At 63.2% G+C, this 18,093-nt stretch carries 15 protein-coding genes; 11 read left to right on the forward strand and 4 right to left on the reverse strand.

The genetic code is table 11. From position 1 onward, the window contains the following. The first annotated feature begins 99 nt into the window (after window positions 1-99). Window positions 100-1,746 carry a Na+/H+ antiporter gene (locus ABZO33_RS19135; RefSeq protein WP_414537274.1) on the forward strand — a complete coding sequence of 549 codons (1,647 nt, stop codon included), beginning with the start codon at window positions 100-102 and terminating at the stop codon, window positions 1,744-1,746. On the opposite strand, the gene ABZO33_RS19140 is transcribed toward ABZO33_RS19135, so the two are convergent. From ABZO33_RS19140 to map, 4 genes are all read right to left on the reverse strand, one after another. After that, complete coding sequence (locus ABZO33_RS19140; protein WP_414537275.1) at window positions 1,743-2,486, reverse strand: peptidase M12; 744 nt, start codon at window positions 2,484-2,486, stop codon at window positions 1,743-1,745. The two genes, ABZO33_RS19135 and ABZO33_RS19140, sit on opposite strands and share 4 nt — an antisense overlap. A 119-nt stretch (window positions 2,487-2,605) precedes the next feature. After that, on the reverse strand, window positions 2,606-3,799 hold the full coding sequence (gene dapC, locus ABZO33_RS19145; protein WP_414537276.1) for a succinyldiaminopimelate transaminase: 1,194 nt from the start codon (window positions 3,797-3,799) through the stop codon (window positions 2,606-2,608). Between the two features lie 21 nt (window positions 3,800-3,820). After that, window positions 3,821-6,520, reverse strand: a complete 2,700-nt coding sequence (locus tag ABZO33_RS19150) for a [protein-PII] uridylyltransferase (RefSeq protein WP_414537277.1) — start codon at window positions 6,518-6,520, stop codon at window positions 3,821-3,823. A 25-nt stretch (window positions 6,521-6,545) separates the two neighbouring features. Next, window positions 6,546-7,328, reverse strand: a complete 783-nt coding sequence (map, locus tag ABZO33_RS19155; RefSeq protein ID WP_046854393.1) for a type I methionyl aminopeptidase — start codon at window positions 7,326-7,328, stop codon at window positions 6,546-6,548. Window positions 7,329-7,675: 347 nt separating this feature from the next. On the opposite strand from map, the gene rpsB reads away from it, so the two are divergent. The 10 genes from rpsB (at window position 7,676) to ABZO33_RS19205 (ending at window position 18,093) form a co-directional block, all read left to right on the forward strand. Beyond that, window positions 7,676-8,413, forward strand: a complete 738-nt coding sequence (gene rpsB, locus ABZO33_RS19160) for a 30S ribosomal protein S2 (RefSeq protein WP_023629884.1) — start codon at window positions 7,676-7,678, stop codon at window positions 8,411-8,413. A 187-nt stretch (window positions 8,414-8,600) separates the two neighbouring features. Further along, window positions 8,601-9,464 (forward strand): translation elongation factor Ts, encoded by an 864-nt coding sequence (gene tsf / locus ABZO33_RS19165; protein ID WP_050704410.1) that lies wholly within the window; start codon window positions 8,601-8,603, stop codon window positions 9,462-9,464. A gap of 178 nt (window positions 9,465-9,642) precedes the next feature. After that, window positions 9,643-10,386, forward strand: a complete 744-nt coding sequence (gene pyrH, locus ABZO33_RS19170) for a UMP kinase (RefSeq protein WP_023629889.1) — start codon at window positions 9,643-9,645, stop codon at window positions 10,384-10,386. Next, complete coding sequence (gene frr / locus ABZO33_RS19175) at window positions 10,383-10,940, forward strand: ribosome recycling factor (RefSeq protein ID WP_414537278.1); 558 nt, start codon at window positions 10,383-10,385, stop codon at window positions 10,938-10,940. The genes pyrH and frr overlap by 4 nt, the downstream gene beginning before the upstream one ends. A gap of 16 nt (window positions 10,941-10,956) precedes the next feature. After that, window positions 10,957-11,712, forward strand: coding sequence for a polyprenyl diphosphate synthase (gene uppS / locus ABZO33_RS19180; protein ID WP_414537279.1), 756 nt, complete (start codon window positions 10,957-10,959; stop codon window positions 11,710-11,712). Further along, complete coding sequence (locus ABZO33_RS19185; protein ID WP_414537280.1) at window positions 11,712-12,527, forward strand: phosphatidate cytidylyltransferase; 816 nt, start codon at window positions 11,712-11,714, stop codon at window positions 12,525-12,527. The genes uppS and ABZO33_RS19185 overlap by 1 nt, the downstream gene beginning before the upstream one ends. Next, window positions 12,524-13,714 (forward strand): 1-deoxy-D-xylulose-5-phosphate reductoisomerase, encoded by a 1,191-nt coding sequence (ispC, locus tag ABZO33_RS19190; RefSeq protein ID WP_414537281.1) that lies wholly within the window; start codon window positions 12,524-12,526, stop codon window positions 13,712-13,714. The genes ABZO33_RS19185 and ispC overlap by 4 nt, the downstream gene beginning before the upstream one ends. A gap of 42 nt (window positions 13,715-13,756) precedes the next feature. Then, window positions 13,757-15,109, forward strand: coding sequence for an RIP metalloprotease RseP (gene rseP, locus ABZO33_RS19195; RefSeq protein WP_414537282.1), 1,353 nt, complete (start codon window positions 13,757-13,759; stop codon window positions 15,107-15,109). Window positions 15,110-15,184: 75 nt separating this feature from the next. Next, window positions 15,185-17,545 carry an outer membrane protein assembly factor BamA gene (gene bamA / locus ABZO33_RS19200; RefSeq protein ID WP_414537283.1) on the forward strand — a complete coding sequence of 787 codons (2,361 nt, stop codon included), beginning with the start codon at window positions 15,185-15,187 and terminating at the stop codon, window positions 17,543-17,545. Between the two features lie 44 nt (window positions 17,546-17,589). Further along, window positions 17,590-18,093 (forward strand): OmpH family outer membrane protein, encoded by a 504-nt coding sequence (locus ABZO33_RS19205; protein ID WP_414537284.1) that lies wholly within the window; start codon window positions 17,590-17,592, stop codon window positions 18,091-18,093.

Below are 18,093 nucleotides of genomic sequence, written 5' to 3' on the forward strand. Positions count from 1 at the left end.
CGTGCAGCGGTCCACAATAGAAGATCCTCGCTAACATATTGTTTCAATGGCGATGTTTCGCCTTGCTGGGGTTTCTACGATCAAACAGGAAGCTTGCCGATGCAGTCAGCCTATACCGTTCTTATCCTGCTGATGCTGGTGAGCGTGTCGAAACTGGTGGGGCGCGTGTTGCCGCTGCCGCTGCCGCTGGTACAGATCGGTGCGGGTGCCTTGCTGGCCTGGCCGACCCTGGGCCTGCATGTGGCGCTGGATCCCGAGCTGTTCCTGTTCCTGTTTTTGCCGCCGTTGCTGTTCGCCGATGGCTGGCGCATGCCCAAGCGCGAGCTGTGGCGCATACGCGGGCCGGTGGTGGCACTGGCGGTGGGGCTGGTGCTGTTCACCGTGGTCGGCGCCGGGTACTTCATCCACTGGCTGCTGCCGAGCATTCCCCTGCCGGTGGCCTTTGCCCTGGCGGCGGTGCTGTCGCCCACCGATGCGGTGGCGGTCTCGGCCATCACCCAGGACCGCCTGCCCACGCCCCTGATGCACATGCTCCAAGGTGAGGCATTGATGAACGACGCCTCGGGCCTGGTGACCTTCAAGTTCGCCCTGGCCGCCGCGATCACCGGCGTGTTCTCGCTGACCGAGGCCAGCCTGACCTTTGTGCTCGTCGCCCTTGGCGGCCTGGCGGTGGGCGTGGCGCTGAGCTGGCTGGTGGGGCGCCTGCGCATGTGGATGATCACCCGCGGTTGGGACGATCCGGCCACCCACGTGGTGTTCATGCTGCTGCTGCCCTTTGCTGCCTATGTACTGGCCGAACGCCTGGGCGTGTCGGGCATCCTCTCGGCGGTGGCGGCGGGCATGATGCAGAGCTGGCTCGACCTGCTGCCACGCCAGACCAGCACGCGCCTGCTCAATCGCAGTGTCTGGTCGTTACTGGAGTTCGCCTTCAACGGCCTGATCTTCCTGCTGCTCGGCCTGCAGTTGCCGGACATCATCAAAGCGGTGGTCACCGACGAGGCGACGGTATGGCCGACCCTGGCTTGGCGTTGCCTGGACGTGGTGGCGATTTTCGCTGCGTTGGTGCTGTTGCGGTTCATCTGGGTACAAAGCATCTGGCGGGCCATCGGTGTGGTTCGGCGCTGGCGCGGCAAGCCCGCGCTGGTGCTGATGCCGACCGCGCGCTCGTGCTGGTTGCTGACGTTGGGCGGGGTACGTGGCGCGGTAACCCTGGCGGGCGTGATGTCGGTGCCGTTGCTGATGGGGGCGGGCGAGGCCTTCCCCGAGCGCGACCTACTCATTTTCATTGCCGCCGGGGTGATCCTGCTGTCACTGATCAGCGCGGTGATTGCCTTGCCGATTCTGCTGCGTGGCGTGACCAAGAGCCCCGACGAGCGCTTGCACCAGGAGGTGCAGGAGGCCTGGCGGCGCACCGCTGAAGCGGCTATTCATGCCCTGGAAGCCGAAGAGGTGATCGATGCCAATGCGCCGCAGGATGCCGCCCAGGCTACCCTCGCCACCGAACTCAAGGCGCGACTGATGGCCGAGTATCGCGATGAACTGGACAGCTACAACGACAGTGCCGAGGCCAGGGCACTGGCCGAGCAGATGGATCAGCTCGAACGCCGTCTGCGGTTGCGTGCCCTGCGTGCGCAGCGGCTGGAGTTGTACGAGCTGCATCGCCAGCACCTGGTGGGGGACGAAGTGGTTCGCCAGGTGCTGGGCGAATTGGACCTGAGCGAGGCCAACCTCGGGCAGGTCCGCTAGCCGTGCTGTTTACATGAAGCTGGATAGACCAGGCGCATGAAGCGCTTGTCCTTCTTGCTGATCTTCAGGTTCTGGCTGCGTTTGAAGTCGTGGCGCGTGAGCTTCTGCCTGATGCGGTAGTGCATGATCGACTGTCGGTCATAGGGCAGGATGAGCAGGTCGCCGTTGTCGGGCAGTGGCAGGAACTGGGTCGCGAGGTCCTCTTCGATCAGGTCGTCGAGGTGATCCGGATTATTGGCCTCGTTGGCCAGGGCCATGGCCAACGACTGGCGCAGCGCGTCCAGATCCCAGGGAATGTTGGCCTGTGGGTGTTGGTGCTCGTGCTCCATGCCCAATGCGTGGCCGAATTCATGCAGTACCACCGGCTCGAACAACGGGTCGGACAGCTTGACCCCCAATGCCATGGTGGCGCCTTCCACGTCCAGCGCCTGGTTTCCCAGGAAGCTGAAATTCACACCGTCCTGCACATCGGTCTGGATACGGATCTCGGCTTCGTCGACATCGTTGCCGAGGCGTTCGAATGTCAGGTTGGCGTATTTCAGCCACTGGCACGCGGTGTCGAAAATCGCTTTCTCAAGCCATGGGCAGGGCGTGCCGATGAACGAGACCCTGAGTGTCTGGCCTGGGCGCCAGAATACGGAATGATCGGCCACCGAGCGTTTCCTGCGCGGCTTCATCGCTTGGAGCAGCAGCTTCTGGCGTAGGCGGTAGATCGCGTTTGCCACGAGAACATCGGACATCGTTGTGCACCTTCAGGGGTAGAGAGGTGCCAACTATCGGTCGACTGCATTCTGCACTGACGGTACTTAATGCTTGCCTTGATTCAGATTGCGCCCCCCTGTGAGGAGGGCGCCTGCCATCAGCGGCCCAGGAACGCGCGAATCCGCTCGGCGGCCTCGATGCACTCGGCCAGCGGCGCGACCAGCGCCATGCGCACGCGCCCGGCGCCTGGATTGACTCCGTCCACTTCGCGGGACAGGTACGAACCCGGTACCACGGTCACATGCTCGGCCTCGAACAGGTCGCGGGTGAAGTCGGCGTCGCTGCCTGGCACCTTGGCCCACAGGTAGAAGCTGCCATCCGGGCGCTGCACATCCATCACCGGCTGCAGGATGTCGAGCACCGCGTCGTACTTGGCGCGGTACTGGTCGCGGTTTTCGCGCACGTGGGCCTCGTCCTGCCAGGCGGCGATACTGGCCAGCTGGGTCTGCACTGGCATGGCGCAACCGTGGTAGGTGCGGTACAGCAGGAACGGCTTGATGATCTCGGCGTCGCCAGCCACGAAGCCCGAACGCAGGCCTGGCAGGTTGGAGCGTTTGGACAGGCTGTGGAACACCACGCAGCGCTTGAAGTCGTTGCGACCAAGCGCAGCGCAGGCGCTCAGCAGGCCTGGTGGCGGGGCGTCCTCGTCAAAGTACAGTTCGCTGTAGCACTCGTCTGCGGCGATCACGAAGTCGTGCTTGTCGGCGAGGGCGATCAGCTTCTTCAGGGTGTCCATCGGCACCAGGGCGCCGGTGGGGTTGCCCGGGGAGCACAGGAACAGGATCTGGCAGCGTTCCCAGACCTCGGCCGGCACGGCATCGAAGTCGGGGTTGAAGCCGTTGCTTTCCAGGCAGGGCAGGTAGTGCGGGGTGGCGCCGGCCAGCAGGGCCGCGCCTTCGTAGATCTGGTAGAACGGGTTGGGACTGACTACCAGGCCGTCGTCGGCGCGGTTGACCACGGCCTGGGTGAAGGCGAACAGCGCTTCGCGGGTGCCATTGACCGGCAGGATATGCCGGTCGGCGTCCAGCCAGCCCGTCGGCACGCCGAAGCGCCGCTCGCACCACTGGCCGATGGCCTGGCGCAGGGCCGGCAGGCCGATGGTACTGGGGTAGGCCGCCAGCTTGTCGAGGTTGTCGGCCATGGCCTTGGCGACGAAGGCCGGCGATTCATGCTTCGGCTCACCGATCGACAGGGCGATGGCGCGCTTGTCGGCGGCCGGTTTCACGGTGCCCAGCAGGGCGCGCAGTTTCTCGAACGGGTAGGGCTGGAGCTGGGTCAGGGCGTGGTTCATCGGCGCAAGGTCTCGTTAGCGTCAAAAGGTCATGCGGGTAGGGCTGGCGTCGCTGGCCTGGCCGGCCTGCAGCTGCTGGACGATGGCTTCCTGCAGGCGGCTGCACAGCTGCGGGTCGGACAGCGGCTGGTTGTCGGCGTCGGTGATGAAGAACACGTCTTCCACGCGCTCGCCGAGGGTGGCGATCTTGGCGTTCTGCAGCGAGATGTCGAACTCGAGGAAGATCCGCCCGATCCTGGCCAGCAGGCCGGGGCGGTCGGGCGCGGTGATCTCGAGGATGGTCACCGGGCGTTGGGCGTCGTTGAGGATGGTCACCTGCGGCGGGAAGTCGAAGTGCTTGAGCTGACGCGGCACCCGACGCTGGATGATTGCCGGGTAGTCCTCGGGGTTGCGCAGCGCCTCGGTCAGGCCGTCGCGGATCTGCCTGACCCGCTGTGGATTGTCACCGATCGAGCCGCCGTCGTTGTCGAGCACGATATAGGTGTCGAGGGTGAATTGGCTGCTCGAGGTGATGATCCGGGCATCGTGAATGTTCAGGTTGAGCTGGGCCATGGCGGCCACGGTCACGGCGAAGAAATCGTGCTGGTCGGGGGCGTAGATGAAGATCTGCGTGCCGCCCTCGAACTCGCGCTGGGTGGTCTCCTTGATCAGCACCAGCGGGCCGCCATCGGCCGGTTGCTGGAGGATCGCATCGCTGTGCCAGGCCACATCGGCGGCGTTGTGCTTGAGAAAGTAGTCGTCGCCCAGCTGCGACCAGAGCTGCTCGACGTCATCCGGGTCGGTGCCCTCGCGCACCAGGATGTCCAGCGCCGCGCTCTGGGTCTGGCGGATCTGCTCTTCGCGGTCCAGCGGGTTCTCCAGGCCACGACGCAGGGCGCGCTTGGTCTCGGTGTAGAGCTGGCGCAGCAGGCTCGCCCGCCAGGAGTTCCACAGGCTTGGGTTGGTGGCGTTGATGTCGGCCACGGTCAGCACGTAGAGGTAGTCCAGCCGTGTCTCGTCACCGACATGCAGGGCGAAATCGTTGATCACCTGCGGGTCGGAGAGGTCCTTGCGCTGGGCGGTGGTGGACATCACCAGGTGGTTCAGCACCAGCCAGACGATCAGGCGGCTGTCCCAGGCCGGCAGCTGATGCCGTTCGCAGAACTGCTGCGCATCCACCGCGCCCAGTTCGGAGTGATCGCCCTGGCGACCCTTGCCGATGTCGTGGTACAGGCCGGCCAGGTAGATCAGCTCGGGCTTGGGCAGGCGGCCCATGAGCTTGCTGGCCAGCGGGAATTTCTCCGAGACCGGCGTGTATTGCAGTTTGCGCAGGTGCTTGATCAGGTTGAGGGTGTGCGCATCGACCGTGTAGATGTGGAACAGGTCGTGCTGCATCTGCCCGACAATCAGGCCGAACTCCGGCAGGTAGCGGCCAAGGATGCCGTAGCGATTCATCCGCCGCAGGTTGCGGTGGATGCCGATCTCGCACTTGAACAGCTCGATGAACAGGCTGGTGTTGCGGATATCGTGGCGGAACTTGTCGTCGATCAGGTGGCGATGTTCGCGTAGCAGGCGCACGGTGTCGGCGCGCACGCCCTTGATTTCGGGGTGCTGGGCCATCAGCACGAAGATTTCCAGCATGGCGAACGGGGTGCGCCGGAAAACGTTCGGGTTGACCGCTTCTATATAGCCATCGTGCAGGCGGAAGCGGGCATTGACCGGCTGCGTGGCGCCACTGTCATCGGCCAGTATCACCTCTTCGAAATGCTGGATGATCAGGTCGCACAGCTGGCTGATGCTCATCACCACCCGGTAGTACTGCTGCATGAACTGTTCGATCGCGCGCTTGGGGTTCTCGTCGGTGTAGCCCAGCAGCGCGGCGATGCTGCGCTGGTGGTCGAACAGCAGGCGGTCTTCGGCGCGGCCGGCGAGCATGTGCAGGGCGTAGCGCACCCGCCAGAGGAAGGCCTGGGACGAGGCCAGCAGCTCGTTTTCGCTTTCCAGCAGGAAGTCTTCACCGGCCAGCGCGTGCAGGTTCAGCGTGCCGTACTGGCGCCTGGCTACCCAGAGCACGGTCTGGATGTCGCGCAGGCCGCCCGGGCCGCCCTTGACGTTGGGCTCGAGGTTGTACTCGGTATCGTTGTACTTGTGGTGGCGGGCCTTGAGTTCGGCCCGTTTGGCCAGGAAGAACTCTTTGCTGGGCCACATGTGCGCGGTGCTGGTGGCGTCGAGCATGCGCTGGCGCAGCGCTTCGGGGCCGGCGATGGTGCGGCTTTCCATCAGGTTGGTGATCACCGTGAGGTCGGCCCGGGCCTGCTCGGCGCACTCATTGACTGTGCGCACGCTCTGGCCGACCTCCAGGCCGATGTCCCAGAGCAGGGTGAGGAAGCGCTCGATGGCATCGCGGTACTGCTCGTGCTCGGCGGCGTCGAGCAGGATCAGCAGGTCGATGTCCGAATACGGATGCAGCTCGCCACGGCCGTAGCCGCCCACCGCCACCAGGGCGATGCCGCCTGGCGCGCCCCAACTGAACTGGTGCCAGGCCTGTTGCAGGATGTTGTCGACGAACCAGGCGCGGTCCTCGATCAGCCGGCGGATCTCGCGACCTTCGCGAAAACGCTTGTCGAGCACCTCGCCGGCCAGGCGGATGGCCTTCTTGAAGGCGGCGATGGGGCTTGCCTTGAGGGCCAGTTCCGCCTGGAACTGGCCGCGGTCGAACAGCTCGGGATCCACCTGGGGCATCGAGTCGCGTTCCTGTCGTTCAGTATCAGGCCGAGGTGCGCGGGATGGTATCGTCCTTGCGCAGGGTGAAGATCTCGTAGCCGGTGGCGGTCACCACCAAGGTGTGTTCCCACTGCGCCGAGAGCTTGCGGTCCTTGGTGATGGCGGTCCAGCCGTCGCCCAGCACCTTGGTGTCGGCCTTGCCCTGGTTGATCATCGGCTCGATGGTGAAGGTCATGCCTTCCTTGAGCTCCATGCCGGTGCCGGCGCGGCCGTAGTGGACGATCTGCGGCTCTTCGTGGAACACCTTGCCGATGCCGTGGCCGCAGAATTCGCGTACCACCGAGAAACCGTTCTTTTCGGCGTGCTTCTGGATCACCTCGCCGATGTCGCCCAGGCGGCAGCCGGGCTTGACCAGTTCGATGGCCTTGTACAGGCACTCCTGGGTGATCTTGGACAGGCGCTCGGCCCACGGCGCGACGGTGCCGACATGGAACATGCGGCTGGTGTCGCCGTGGTAGCCGTCCTTGATCACGGTCACGTCGATGTTGATGGTGTCGCCATCCTTGAGTGCCTTGTCATTGGGGATGCCATGGCAGACCACGTGGTTGATAGAGGTGCAGATCGACTTGGGGAAGCCTTTGTAGTTCAGCGGCGCCGGGATGGCCTTCTGCTCGTTGACGATGTAGTCGTGGCAGAGGCGGTCGAGCTCCTCGGTGGTGATGCCGGGCTTGACGTGTGGCTCGATCATTTCCAGCACTTCGGCGGCCAGGCGGCCGGCGATGCGCATCTTCTCGATGTCTTCTGCGGTCTTGATGGTGACGGTCATTACAGGCTCTCTACGGCGCCGCGCGCGGCGCGAACAAACGGGAAAGGCCGGATTCTACCAGAGCGCGGCGGCGATCTGTCGGGATAGTCCAGCAGATCCGGTGGTCTATTGAGGGCATTCTGGCCCCAAAAGGCGGGGGCTGCAAAAGCCGCTGACGGACGAAGCATCATCCGGGTTCCGTTCGCCCGCCGGCTGTGGTATAAAATGCGCCGCTTTCGGGGGATGTCCTCCGTCAGCTCAAACCCACACACGTGTCGACACGATGGCCTGGGTGCCCGGTTTCCCTGGAAACACGGGTTGGTCATTGGGATACGTGGAGGCCCAACCCGACTTATCAAGGAACTATCATGTCCCAAGTCAACATGCGCGATATGCTGAAGGCCGGTGTGCACTTCGGCCACCAGACCCGTTACTGGAACCCGAAAATGGGCAAGTACATTTTCGGCGCGCGCAACAAGATCCACATCATCAACCTGGAAAAAACCCTGCCGATGTTCAACGAAGCTCTGTCCTTCGTAGAGCGCCTGGCCCAGGGCAAGAACAAGATCATGTTCGTCGGCACCAAGCGTTCCGCCGGCAAGATCGTCGCCGAGCAAGCTGCTCGTTGCGGTTCGCCATACGTTGATCACCGTTGGTTGGGCGGCATGCTGACCAACTACAAGACCATCCGCGCTTCGATCAAGCGTCTGCGTGACCTGGAAACCCAGGCCGAAGATGGTACTTTCACCAAGCTGACCAAGAAAGAAGCTCTGATGCGTTCGCGCGATCTGGAGAAGCTGGACCGCAGCCTGGGTGGTATCAAGGACATGGGCGGCCTGCCTGATGCCCTGTTCGTGATCGACGTCGACCACGAGCGCATCGCCATCACCGAAGCCAACAAGCTGGGCATCCCGGTCATCGGCGTTGTCGATACCAACAGCAGCCCTGAAGGTGTTGACTACATCATCCCAGGTAACGATGACGCCATCCGCGCTATCGAGCTGTACATGACTTCGATGGCCGACGCCGTCATCCGCGGCCGCAACAACGTTGCCGGCGGCACTGAAGTCTATGTTGAAGAAGCGGCTGCACCTGCTGCTGAGTAATTGACGCTTAGCGTCTACTTGGCACGCAAAAAGGGGGCTTTGCCCCCTTTTTGCCACCTTGAAATCCTGCTGTCAGCGAAGGCCCCGCATCATGGGCCGGCTGAGGTATAAAACAGCGGATTTGCAGAATTTAACGCCCGTGACGAACGGGTGGAATGGTTGAAAAACTTTCCAAGAGGATTTTGAAATGGCAGCAATTACTGCGGCGCTGGTCAAAGAACTGCGCGAGCGTACCGGCGAAGGCATGATGGATTGCAAGAAGGCCCTGGAAAAGGCTGGCGGCGACATCGAAAAAGCCATTGACGACATGCGTGCCTCGGGCGCCATCAAGGCCGCCAAGAAGGCTGGCAACGTCGCTGCTGAAGGCGCTATCGCCGTCAAGACCGACGGTAAATCCGCCGTTCTGCTGGAAGTGAACTCGCAGACCGACTTCCTGGCCCTGCAGGACGACTTCAAGAACTTCGTAGCTGAAAGCATCGAAGAAGCCTTCGCCCAGAAGCTGACCGACGCCGCTCCGCTGATCGCCTCGCGTGAAGCTGCTCGTGAAGCCCTGGTTGCCAAGTGCGGCGAGAACGTCAACATCCGTCGCCTGGTGCGCGTTGAGGGTGACGTTGTCGGTGCCTACCTGCACGGCAACAAGATCGGTGCCGTTGTTGTCCTGAAAGGCGGTGACGTCGATCTGGCCAAGAACATTGCCATGCACGTTGCTGCTTCGAACCCAGAGTTCCTGGATGCGTCGGAAATCTCCGCCGAGGCCATCGAGCGCGAGAAGAACGTCTTCCTGCAGCTGAACGCCGACAAGATCGCCGGCAAGCCGGAAAACATCGTTGAAAACATGATCAACGGTCGTATCTCCAAGTTCAAAGCCGAAGCCTCGCTGAAAGAGCAAGCCTTCGTGATGGATCCGGAAGTCAAAGTTGGCGCGCTGGCCAAGAAAGCCGGTGCCGAAATCGTTTCCTTCACCTACTTCAAGGTTGGCGAAGGCATCGAGAAGCCGGTTGACGACTTCGCTGCCGAAGTTGCCGCCCAGGTAGCTGCCGCCAAGCAGTAAGACGGACTCGTCTGTCGCCCCAAAGAGGCTGCCCGCTCACGCGCGCAGCCTCTTTGTCAAAGCGGGAGTGGTTTACCAGACCGCTGCTCGCTGACGCAGTAGCTGCGTCACGCTAGAGTTACGCGCAGGCTGAAAACAGCCCGCCAGATTTTTACAAACGCCGCAGGAGAGATTCGCAATGGCTCAGCAGGGCAGTGGTCATCAGGCTCGCTATAAACGCATTCTACTCAAACTTAGCGGCGAGGCCCTGATGGGCTCGGAAGAGTTCGGGATCGACCCCAAGGTCCTGGATCGCATGGCGCTGGAAGTTGGCCAGTTGGTCGGCATCGGCGTCCAGGTCGGCCTGGTGATCGGTGGTGGCAACCTGTTCCGTGGTGCGGCGCTCAGCGCAGCCGGCATGGATCGGGTCACTGGCGACCACATGGGCATGCTGGCCACCGTGATGAACGCCCTGGCCATGCGCGACGCGCTGGAGCGGGCGAACATCACCGCCATCGTCATGTCGGCCATCTCCATGGTCGGTGTCACCGATCACTATGATCGCCGCAAGGCCATGCGCCACCTGAACTCGAAAGAAGTCGTGATCTTCGCTGCCGGTACCGGCAACCCGTTCTTCACCACCGACTCCGCCGCTTGCCTGCGCGCCATCGAAATCGATGCCGACGTGGTATTGAAGGCAACCAAGGTCGATGGTGTATACACTGCAGATCCATTCAAGGACCCGCATGCCGAGAAGTTCGATCATCTGTCCTACGATGAAGTGCTGGATCGCAAGCTGGGTGTAATGGACCTGACGGCAATCTGCCTGTGCCGCGATCACAAGATGCCGTTGCGCGTCTTCAACATGAACAAGCCCGGCGCCCTGCTGAACATCGTGCATGGCGGCGCGGAAGGAACTCTGATCGAGGAAGTTCAAAAATGATCAACGAAATCAAGAAAGACGCCCAGGCGCGCATGCAAAAGTCGCTGGAGTCGCTGAACCACGCATTTGGCCAGATCCGCACCGGCAAGGCGCACCCGAGCGTCCTGGGTGGCGTGATGGTGCCTTACTATGGCGTCGACACCCCGCTGACCAGCGTGGCCAACGTGACCGTGAAAGACAACCAGACCCTGCAAGTGGTGCCTTTCGAGCGCAACATGCTGGGCGCCATCGACAAGGCCATCGGCAGCGCCGGCTTGAACCTCAACCCGACCAACCTGGGCGAGTTGCTGCTGGTCAACATGCCGCCGCTGACCGAAGAAACCCGCAAGGGCTTCACCAAGCAGGCCCGTGCCGCAGCCGAAGATGCCCGCGTTGCCGTGCGCAACATTCGTCGTGACGCCATGGGTGACCTGAAGAAGCTGTCCAAGGACAAGGAAATCAGTGAAGACGAAGAGCGCCGTGCCAGTGCCGACATCGACAAGCTGATCAAGGATGTCGAGGCGCAGATCACCAAGGCCACCGAAGCAAAAGAAAAGGACCTGATGGCCGTCTAAGGGTCAGGACACCTTCATGGAAAAGACCAAGCAGACTGTGCCCTCCGTGGTGCCGCGTCACGTGGCGATCATCATGGATGGGAATAATCGCTGGGCGAAGAAGCGCTTTATGCCCGGCGTTGCCGGGCATAAAGCGGGTGTCGATGCGGTGCGCGCCGTGATCGAAGTGTGCGCCGAGGCCAAGGTCGAGGTGCTCACGCTGTTTGCGTTCTCCAGTGAAAACTGGCAGCGACCGGCAGACGAAGTCAGTGCCCTCATGGACCTGTTCTTCAAGGCGCTGCGCCGCGAGGCCAAGCGCCTGAACGACAACAACATCAGCCTGCGCATCATCGGCGACCGCTCACGCTTCCACCCTGAACTCCAGGCTGCGATGCGCGAGGCCGAGGCCGCGACTGCCGGCAGCAACCGCTTCATCCTGCAGATCGCCGCCAACTATGGTGGCCAGTGGGATATCGCCCAGGCTGCCCAGCGCCTGGCGCGTGAAGTGCAGGCCGGTCATCTGCGCCCGGACGACATCACCCCGGACCTGCTGCAGACCTGCCTGGTGACGGGCGACCTGCCATTGCCTGACCTGTGCATCCGCACCGGCGGCGAGCACCGCATCAGCAATTTCCTCCTGTGGCAGCTGGCCTACGCCGAGCTGTACTTCTCCGACCTCTACTGGCCGGACTTCAAACACGAGGCCATGCGCAGCGCGCTGGCCGATTTCGCTTCGCGCCAGCGCCGCTTCGGTAAGACCAGCGAGCAGGTCGAAGCCGGAGCCCGTGCTTAATGCTTAAACAACGCATCATTACCGCGCTGATCCTGCTGCCGATCGCGGTGGGTGGTTTCTTCCTGCTCAATGGTGGGGATTTCGCTCTCTTCATCGGTTTCGTGGTGACGCTCGGTGCCTGGGAGTGGGCGCGCCTGGCCGGCCTGGTCGCGCACCCGCTGCGCATCGCCTATGCCGCCGTGGTGGCGGGCGGGCTGATGCTGCTCTACCTGATGCCCGACCTGGCACCCTGGGTACTGGGCGCTTCGGTGATCTGGTGGGCGCTGGCTACGTGGCTGGTGCTGACCTACCCGCGCAGCGGCGAGCTGTGGAGCAGTGCCGCCTGCCGCCTGTTGATCGGCCTGCTGGTGTTGCTCCCCGCCTGGCAGGGCCTGGTGCTGCTCAAGCACTGGCCATTGGGCAACTGGCTGATCCTGGCGGTCATGGTGCTGGTCTGGGCGGCCGATATCGGCGCTTATTTCTCCGGCCGTGCCTTCGGCAAGCGCAAGCTGGCGCCGCAGGTCAGCCCGGGCAAGAGCTGGGAGGGCGTGTACGGTGGCCTCGCGGTCAGCCTGCTGATCACCCTGGGCGTGGGCATTGCCCGTGACTGGAGTGTCGGCCAGGTGCTGCTCGGCTTGCTGGGCGCCGTGGTGGTGGTGATGTCCTCGGTGGTCGGCGACCTGACCGAGAGCATGTTCAAGCGCCGTGAAGGCATCAAGGACAGCAGCAACCTGCTGCCGGGCCATGGCGGCGTGCTTGATCGCATCGACAGCCTGACCGCGGCGATTCCGATGTTTGCCGTACTGTTGTGGGCGGCTGAGTGGGGTGTGATGTGAATCGCGTGCAACGCATTACCGTGCTGGGGGCCACCGGCTCCATTGGCTTGAGCACGCTGGACGTCATCGCTCGCCACCCTGACCGTTACCAGGTGTTCGCCTTGAGCGGCTATTCGCGCATCGACGAACTGCTGGCCCTGTGTGAGCGCCATCGCCCGGCGTACGCCGTGGTGCCGAGTGCCGAGGCGGCCGGGCGCCTGCGCGCGGGTCTGGCCAAGGCCGGATGTGCCACCGAGGTGCTGGAAGGTGAGGCCGGGCTGTGCCAGGTCGCCTCCGCATCGGAGGTCGATACCGTGATGGCGGCCATCGTCGGCGCTGCTGGCTTGCGTCCGACCCTGGCCGCGGTCGAGGCGGGCAAGAAAGTGCTGCTGGCCAACAAGGAAGCCCTGGTGATGTCCGGGGCCCTGTTCATGCAAGCGGTGCAACGTAGCGGTGCGGTGCTGCTGCCGATCGACAGCGAGCACAACGCGATATTCCAATGCATGCCCGGCGACTACGCCCGCGGTCTGGGCGCTGTCGGTGTGCGTCGGATCCTGCTGACGGCCTCGGGCGGCCCGTTCCGCGAAACTCCGGCCGAAGCCTTGCTGGATGTCACGCCGGAACAAGCTTGCGCCCATCCGAACTGGTCCATGGGGCGCAAGATTTCGGTCGATTCGGCAAGCATGCTGAACAAAGGCCTGGAGCTGATCGAGGCCTGCTGGCTGTTCGACGCCAAGCCTTCGCAGGTGGAAGTGGTGGTGCACCCGCAGAGTGTTATCCACTCGTTGGTGGACTATGTCGATGGCTCGGTGCTCGCCCAGTTGGGCAACCCGGACATGCGCACGCCGATCTCCAATGCCCTGGCCTGGCCGGAGCGCATTGATTCGGGCGTGGCGCCGCTGGACCTGTTCGCCATCGCCCGTCTGGATTTCCAGGCCCCCGACGAACAGCGCTTCCCATGCCTGCGCCTGGCGCGTCAGGCTGCCGAGGCGGGCAACAGTGCGCCGGCGGTGCTCAATGCCGCCAACGAAGTGGCTGTCGAAGCGTTTCTCCAGCGGCGTATCCGCTTCCCGGAGATCGCGGGTATGATCGAACAGGTGCTCGACCAGGAGCCTGTGGTGGCATTGCCCACGCTCGACGCGGTGTTCGCCGCCGACCAGCGTGCCCGGGAGCTGTCCCGCGAATGGCTGCGACGCCACGGCCGCTGAAGCCTGCGGCCGGCTCCGCCGAATGTCATCCGGAGATAGGACATGACTGCGCTCTACATGATTGTCGGCACGCTGATTGCGCTCGGCGTGCTGGTCACCTTCCACGAGTTCGGCCACTTCTGGGTGGCGCGGCGCTGCGGGGTCAAGGTCCTGCGCTTCTCGGTGGGCTTCGGTACGCCGTTGCTGCGCTGGCACGATCGCCAGGGCACCGAGTTCGTCGTCGCCGCGATTCCCCTGGGCGGCTACGTCAAGATGCTCGACGAGCGCGAGGGCGAGGTGCCGCCGGCGCTGATCGAGCAATCGTTCAACCGTAAATCGGTACGCCAGCGCATCGCCATCGTGGCGGCCGGCCCGGTCGCCAACTTCCTCCTCGCCATCCTGTTCTTCTGGGTGCTGGCCATGCTCGGCTCGCAGCAGGTGCGCCCGGTCATCGGCGCGGTCGAGGCGGGCAGCCTGGCGGCCAGCGCCGGTCTGGGCGTCGGCCAGGAAATTGTTTCCATCGATGGCAAACCGACCAATGGCTGGTCGGCGGTCAACCTGCAGTTGGTGCGTCGCCTCGGCGAGAGCGGCACGTTGCGAGTGGGTGTGCTCGACGAAGGGGCAACGGTCGAGCGCCAGGCCGACATCACCCTGAACAATTGGCTCAAGGGCGCCGATGAGCCTGATCCGATCCAGTCCCTTGGCCTGCGCCCGTGGCGACCTGCGATGGTTCCGGTGCTGGCGGAGATCGATCCGAAAGGGCCGGCCGCCGCCGCCGGGCTCAAGACCGGTGACAAGCTGCTGGCACTCGACGGCGTGGCGCTGGGCGACTGGCAGCAGGTGGTCGACGCGGTCCGTGCCCGCCCCGAGCGTACGGTGAACCTGCGCATCGAGCGCGACGGCGCAACGCTCGAATTACCGGTCACCCTGGCGCGCAAGGGCGAAGGCCAGGCGTCCGGTGGTTACCTCGGCGCCGGGGTCAAGGCCAGCGAATGGCCGGCGAAGATGCTCCGCGAGGTCAGTTACGGGCCGCTGGAGGCGGTGGGCGAGGGCTTGTCGCGCACTTGGAACATGAGCGTCCTGACCCTCGAATCGCTGAAGAAAATGCTGTTCGGAGAGCTCTCGGTAAAAAACTTGAGCGGACCGATAACCATTGCTAAAGTGGCGGGCGCTTCAGCCCAGTCGGGCGTTGGGGATTTCCTGAATTTCCTGGCCTACCTGAGCATAAGCCTGGGGGTTCTGAACCTGCTGCCCATCCCTGTACTGGATGGGGGGCATTTGCTGTTCTACCTGATCGAGTGGGCGCGCGGTCGTCCGCTCTCGGATCGGGTGCAGGGTTGGGGGGTCCAGATCGGTATCAGTTTGGTCGTCGGGGTGATGTTGCTCGCCCTGATCAATGATCTGGGTCGACTATAAAAGCTTCGCTCAATCGCGAAACCTGCTGCCTTGTCGCGGCAGGTTGTTTATTGCCAGTTGGAATAAAAGGACTTCATGAAACGTCTGCTGCTAACTGCGGTGCTCTCCGCACTGATGATCGCTGAAGTTCACGCCGAGTCCTTCACCATCTCCGATATTCGTGTCAACGGCCTGCAGCGGGTTTCCGCCGGCAGCGTGTTCGGCGCGTTGCCGCTGAACGTCGGTGACCAGGTCGACGACCGCCGTCTGGTCGATTCCACCCGCTCGCTGTTCAAGACCGGCTTCTTCCAGGACATCCAGCTGAACCGCGACGGCAATGTCCTGATCATCAACGTGGTCGAGCGCCCTTCGGTGTCGAGCATCGAGATCGAAGGCAACAAGGCGATCAGCACCGAAGACCTGATGAAGGGCCTGAAGCAGTCGGGCCTGGCCGAAGGCGAGATCTTCCAGCGTGCGACGCTCGAAGGCGTGCGTAACGAGCTGCAGCGCCAGTACGTGGCCCAGGGCCGCTACTCCGCCGAAGTCGACGCCGAGGTCGTGCCGCAGCCGCGCAACCGTGTCGGCCTGAAGATCAAGATCAACGAAGGCACCGTCGCCGCGATCCAGCACATCAACGTGGTGGGCAACAACGTCTTCGACGACGAGACCCTCGGCCAGCTGTTCGAGCTCAAGACCACCAACTGGCTGTCGTTCTTCAAGAACGACGACAAGTACGCCCGCGAAAAACTCTCCGGTGACCTGGAGCGCCTGCGTTCCTACTACCTGGACCGCGGCTACATCAACATGGACATCGCCTCCACTCAGGTGTCGATCACCCCGGACAAGAAGCACGTCTACATCACCGTCAACATCAACGAAGGCGAGAAGTACACCGTTCGCGACGTCAAGCTGTCCGGTGACCTGAAAGTGCCGGAAGACCAGGTCAAGTCGCTGCTGCTGGTGCAGCCGGGCCAGGTGTTCTCGCGCAAGGTGATGACCACCACCTCCGACCTGATCACCCGTCGTCTGGGCAACGAAGGCTACACCTTCGCCAACGTCAACGGCGTGCCGCAACCGAACGACCAGGATCACACCGTCGACATCATGTTCGTCGTCGATCCGGGCAAGCGTGCCTACGTCAACCGCATCAACTACCGCGGCAACACCAAGACCGAAGACGAAGTGCTGCGCCGCGAAATGCGCCAGATGGAAGGCGGCTGGGCTTCGACCTACCTCATCGACCAATCCAAGACCCGCCTTGAGCGCCTGGGCTTCTTCAAGGAAGTCAACGTCGAGACGCCGCCGGTGCCGGGCACCGACGACCAGGTCGACGTCAACTACAGCGTCGAAGAGCAGGCCTCCGGCTCGATCACCGCCAGCGTCGGTTTCGCCCAGAGCGCGGGCCTGATCCTCGGTGGTTCGATCAGCCAGAACAACTTCCTGGGTACCGGTAACAAGGTCTCCATCGGCCTGACCCGTTCCGAATACCAGACCCGCTACAACTTCGGCTACGTTGATCCCTACTTCACCCCCGACGGTGTGAGCCTGGGTTACAACGCCTTCTACCGCAGCACCGACTACGACGACCTCGACGTCGACGTGGCCAGCTATGCGGTGGACAGCCTGGGTGCCGGCGTCAGCCTCGGCTACCCGATCAGCGAGACCTCGCGCCTGACCTACGGCCTGACCGTGCAGCAGGACAAGATCAAGACCGGCCGCTACACCGTCGACGAGATCTTCAAGTTCCTCCAGGACGAGGGTGACAACTTCCTGAACTTCAAGGCCTCGATCGGTTGGTCCGAATCGACCCTTAACAAAGGCGTGCTGGCTACCCGTGGTCACTCGCAGAGCCTGACCCTGGAAACCACCGTGCCGGGCAGCGACCTGTCGTTCTACAAGCTCGACTACCGTGGCCAGCTGTTCAAGCCAATCAACAACGAATACACCCTGCGCCTGCACACCGAGCTGGGCTACGGTGATGGTTTCGGCTCGACTTCCGGCCTGCCGTTCTATGAAAACTACTACGCGGGCGGCTTCAACTCCGTGCGCGGCTTCAAGGACAGTACCCTGGGTCCACGCAGTACCCCGAGCCGCGGCGCTGCGGTGACCGGCAACCAGGGCACCATCGCCGACCCGGACCAGGATCCGCTGCCGTTCGGTGGCAACGTCCTCGTCCAGGGTGGTGTGGAGCTGCTGTTCCCGCTGCCGTTCGTCAAGGACCAGCGTTCGCTGCGCACCTCCGTGTTCTGGGCCGTGGGTAACGTGTTCGACACCAACTGCGGTTCCAAGCCGGACTGCACCAAGGTCGGTTTCTCGGACATGGCCAGCTCCGTCGGTCTGGGCGTAACCTGGATCACCGCGCTGGGCCCGCTGAGCTTCAGCCTGGCGATGCCGATCAAGAAGCCGGACGACGCCGACACGCAAGTGTTCCAATTCTCTCTGGGCCAGACCTTCTGAGGTCGGCCCTTGCATAACGACAACGGATTATCCAGGAGTGCATCGTGCGTAAGTTGACCCAACTGGCCCTCGTGGCCGCGGCGCTGGTCGCCACCCCGGCTTTCGCCGAAATGAAGGTTGCCGTGCTGAACTATCAGATGGCCCTGCTGGAATCCGACGCGGCCAAGAAATACGCCGTCGACGCCGAGAAGAAGTTCGGCCCGCAACTGACCAAGCTCAAGGGCCTGGAAAGCAGCGCCAAGGGCATCCAGGATCGCCTGATCAAGGGCGGCGACAAGATGCCTCAGCCAGAGCGCGAGCGCCTCGAACTCGAGTTCAAGCAAAAGGCCCGCGACTTCCAGTTCCAGTCCAAGGAACTCAACGAAGCCAAGGCCGTGGCGGATCGCGACATGCTCAAGCAGCTCAAGCCCAAGCTTGATGGCGCCGTCGAGGAAGTGATCAAGAAGGGCGGCTTCGACCTGGTGCTCGAGCGTGGCGCGGTCATCGATGTCAAGCCGCAGTTCGACATCACCCGCCAAGTCATCGAGCGCATGAACCAAGCCCGTTGA

It is taken from the genome of Pseudomonas sp. CAM1A, assembly GCF_047501685.1.
Lineage (GTDB): Bacteria > Pseudomonadota > Gammaproteobacteria > Pseudomonadales > Pseudomonadaceae > Aquipseudomonas.

Coding starts and splice junctions, on each gene's coding strand:
- ABZO33_RS19135 (WP_414537274.1), top strand. CDS start 100: ATGCAGTCAGCCTATACCGTTCTTATCCTGCTGATGCTGGTGAGCGTG.
- dapC (WP_414537276.1), bottom strand. CDS start 3,799: ATGAACCACGCCCTGACCCAGCTCCAGCCCTACCCGTTCGAGAAACTG.
- tsf (WP_050704410.1), top strand. CDS start 8,601: ATGGCAGCAATTACTGCGGCGCTGGTCAAAGAACTGCGCGAGCGTACC.
- uppS (WP_414537279.1), top strand. CDS start 10,957: ATGGAAAAGACCAAGCAGACTGTGCCCTCCGTGGTGCCGCGTCACGTG.
- frr (WP_414537278.1), top strand. CDS start 10,383: ATGATCAACGAAATCAAGAAAGACGCCCAGGCGCGCATGCAAAAGTCG.
- bamA (WP_414537283.1), top strand. CDS start 15,185: ATGAAACGTCTGCTGCTAACTGCGGTGCTCTCCGCACTGATGATCGCT.
- ABZO33_RS19185 (WP_414537280.1), top strand. CDS start 11,712: ATGCTTAAACAACGCATCATTACCGCGCTGATCCTGCTGCCGATCGCG.
- rseP (WP_414537282.1), top strand. CDS start 13,757: ATGACTGCGCTCTACATGATTGTCGGCACGCTGATTGCGCTCGGCGTG.
- ABZO33_RS19140 (WP_414537275.1), bottom strand. CDS start 2,486: ATGTCCGATGTTCTCGTGGCAAACGCGATCTACCGCCTACGCCAGAAG.
- ABZO33_RS19150 (WP_414537277.1), bottom strand. CDS start 6,520: ATGCCCCAGGTGGATCCCGAGCTGTTCGACCGCGGCCAGTTCCAGGCG.
- pyrH (WP_023629889.1), top strand. CDS start 9,643: ATGGCTCAGCAGGGCAGTGGTCATCAGGCTCGCTATAAACGCATTCTA.
- rpsB (WP_023629884.1), top strand. CDS start 7,676: ATGTCCCAAGTCAACATGCGCGATATGCTGAAGGCCGGTGTGCACTTC.
- map (WP_046854393.1), bottom strand. CDS start 7,328: ATGACCGTCACCATCAAGACCGCAGAAGACATCGAGAAGATGCGCATC.